Origin of the sequence: Anaerobium acetethylicum (genome assembly GCF_900096945.1) — a bacterium.
Classification (GTDB): Bacteria; Bacillota; Clostridia; order Lachnospirales; family Lachnospiraceae; genus Anaerobium; species Anaerobium acetethylicum.
The window spans coordinates 1-2,522 of record NZ_FMKA01000085.1 but is presented as its reverse complement, the minus strand read 5'-3'; the positions used below and the strand labels follow the sequence as shown (position 1 = coordinate 2,522).

The following is a 2,522-nucleotide window of genomic DNA, read 5'->3' as shown; positions in this document are numbered from 1 at the left end:
GTGTTTTGCGGATGATTTCAACAAAAAATATCAAATAATACAGTAAAATCAGTGCTTATAAGGTTTCCACGTTATAATTCTCACGGGAATGTAGGATATATAATGCCAAACACGGGAGATTTTTACATCGTTGAAATATTAGAACCACATCTAATGTGGGGAGAATATCATCCAAGCAGACACTCGCATAGTCGAAGAGAAATATACGGCGAAGGATATATAAAAATTCCAGCTGACGTAGCCTATGATTATCGAATATTTAATCGCAATAATCCTTTTCATGCTAATTGCTTATACCGTTGTACATCATTTGATAGTTATTATCAGGGAACATTATTAGCCCAGGGTAATCAATCAAATGATATTTATGCTAAACAATTTGCAGAAGAAGGAAACCTAAAAGGTATTGGTGATTGGTACGATTTTGTTGGAGCTGATGTTGGTGATTTTGTGAAAGTAGTATTCACATCTCCAACAGAATTACTTATAGAACACAGTATTAATTCATACGGATTCCACATCTAATCTATTAAACCTTGTGATGATATTAAAATCTTATTTACCATTACACATTTCAAATTTCTCCAAATGCAGATTTTTATATCTGCATTTGGAGAAATAAGATTTTATATTAATTTGTATGTGTTTCGAATATTCATTTTTTTCATGACTATTCGCGAATTCAACATCTCTACGCGCTTGTTATCTGGATTCCCGCCACACATCACTAGGCGGGTGGCAGGACATCCATTGCTTCATATAGTTTTTTCTGTTTCTCGAGAACCTCGCCTATGCATAGTTCATAACCAGGATTTTCGAAGCACTCGATTACATCCAATTTATCGAGAAACGACTGAAGAGTGTAATCAGAAAAGAGGGTTTTTTGTTGCATATGCAGTTTGATATAGGATAAAATCTCCAATCCGACAAACGCAGTAAACAGTTTTCCATCCAGACTCTTTTCAGATGAGACTAAGGTTCGTCGCATGTTAAGGCGCTCCTTAAGATTGCCAAAAGCCTTTTCGATCACATCTTTGTTGCGGTAAAGTTCGAGTGCTGTAATGGAATCCATCTTCTCGTTTGATAAGAATGCGAAGTATCCATAGTAACGCTTTGCTTGGTTGATGGCATCCTGCTTCACCTCAACCTGTATACCACGCTTTAGTGTTTCCTTTACTTCAAAGTATTTCTTGTAGAAGGATTCAGGTTCTTTGATGCGTTGTTCGCTCAACAGTTCCCGCTTGCAGGTCAGTAGTTTTCTGTCAAAGTTCCGCTGATCTTCAGCGGATTTATCTATATTATAGTACAAATGGATGTAAACCCGGCGCTTGTACCGGATGACATCACCTTTATATGGACGTTCCTGGACGTAATCCCATTCCCTCATGACAGTCTGTGAATATACATCATACTGCTCATTGAGATTTGGGAAGGTAGCCAGTTCATCATATATCTTATCAAGTTCCGCTCTTACTATGGAAAGGGATATCTTGGTAGCAACAATAAATTTGAGGTGTTCCTTAAGCAGTGCATTTATGTTTGCTTCGCTATAGAAACCTCTGTCCATGACAAGCTTTACTTTGTCGAAGCCTAATGTAGATAGATCACATAAAAGATTCTGTACGGTTTTCACATCAGGTATATTTCCAGCGAGCTTACGATAGTAGAATGGCAGTCCGCTTTTCTCACCAAAGACCAGTGCCAGGTTAATTTGTGGCAGTCGGTCATCTTCTTTGTTCTTGCCATACTGTGCCTGTTTTAGGACTTCTGAGTAACTGGAGATGCTGGTAGTGTCGTAAGCCCAATATTCATCTTAAGCATGACGCCTGCCTTGAAGTGAGAAGTATTTATTCTTTTGTTCTTCCGTGATAGAGGCAAAAAGTTCACTGCTTCTTTGGGAGGAAATATTCTTTCCGTAAGGATGTTTGTGTATATCATCCCAGCGTTCAAAACGGGATAATGGAGAATGATCTTCCAGAATCATGTAATATGCTACTGAAAGGATCTGCTTATATGTATCAGGAAAACAGGTCTTTAAATCCGTCGTAACACCTAGCTTATCGCTTATTTCATCGAACAGATAGGTTGCGCCGTAGAACCTGCGTTTTACTGATTCTATAGGAACAGGTCCCTGCTTAGACTTTTTGTCAGAAGCGACTTGGTTGCGCTTCTTTCCGCGACCATCTGTCGGAACTACCTTTCCGGTTTCCTTGTCTATCTTGCCGATGAGAGTCCTATTGGAACGAGGTTGCTGCTTTTCCTTGTCCCAATAGGAGATGGATTCATAAACATAAGTGTTCCCGCTTCTTTTATCAAAGTGGTTTATAATAGCCATTTCAAGCACCTCCTAGTGATGTAATTACAACACATCACTAGCTTGAATTCAATATGAAGTGGTTCGAAAGTACCGATTTCATGGGGTTTTTATGCTAACTTCCCAAAACCGTCATACTCATAGCACTCCAAAAAGTGTCTAAAACACGCATAAATACTGGATTTTACCACGATTTCCACTTGCCAAA

At 38.7% G+C, this 2,522-nt stretch carries 1 protein-coding gene and 1 pseudogene; one reads left to right on the top strand and one right to left on the bottom strand.

All coding sequences use genetic code 11. From position 1 onward, the window contains the following. The first annotated feature begins 102 nt into the window (after nucleotides 1-102). Nucleotides 103-525 carry a hypothetical protein gene (locus tag BJR36_RS19860; RefSeq protein WP_091237162.1) on the top strand — a complete coding sequence of 141 codons (423 nt, stop codon included), beginning with the start codon at nucleotides 103-105 and terminating at the stop codon, nucleotides 523-525. Between the two features lie 202 nt (nucleotides 526-727). Here BJR36_RS19860 and BJR36_RS19855 read toward each other — a convergent pair. After that, nucleotides 728-2,335, bottom strand: a pseudogene (locus tag BJR36_RS19855) (IS1634 family transposase). Between the last annotated feature and the right edge of the window lie 187 nt (nucleotides 2,336-2,522).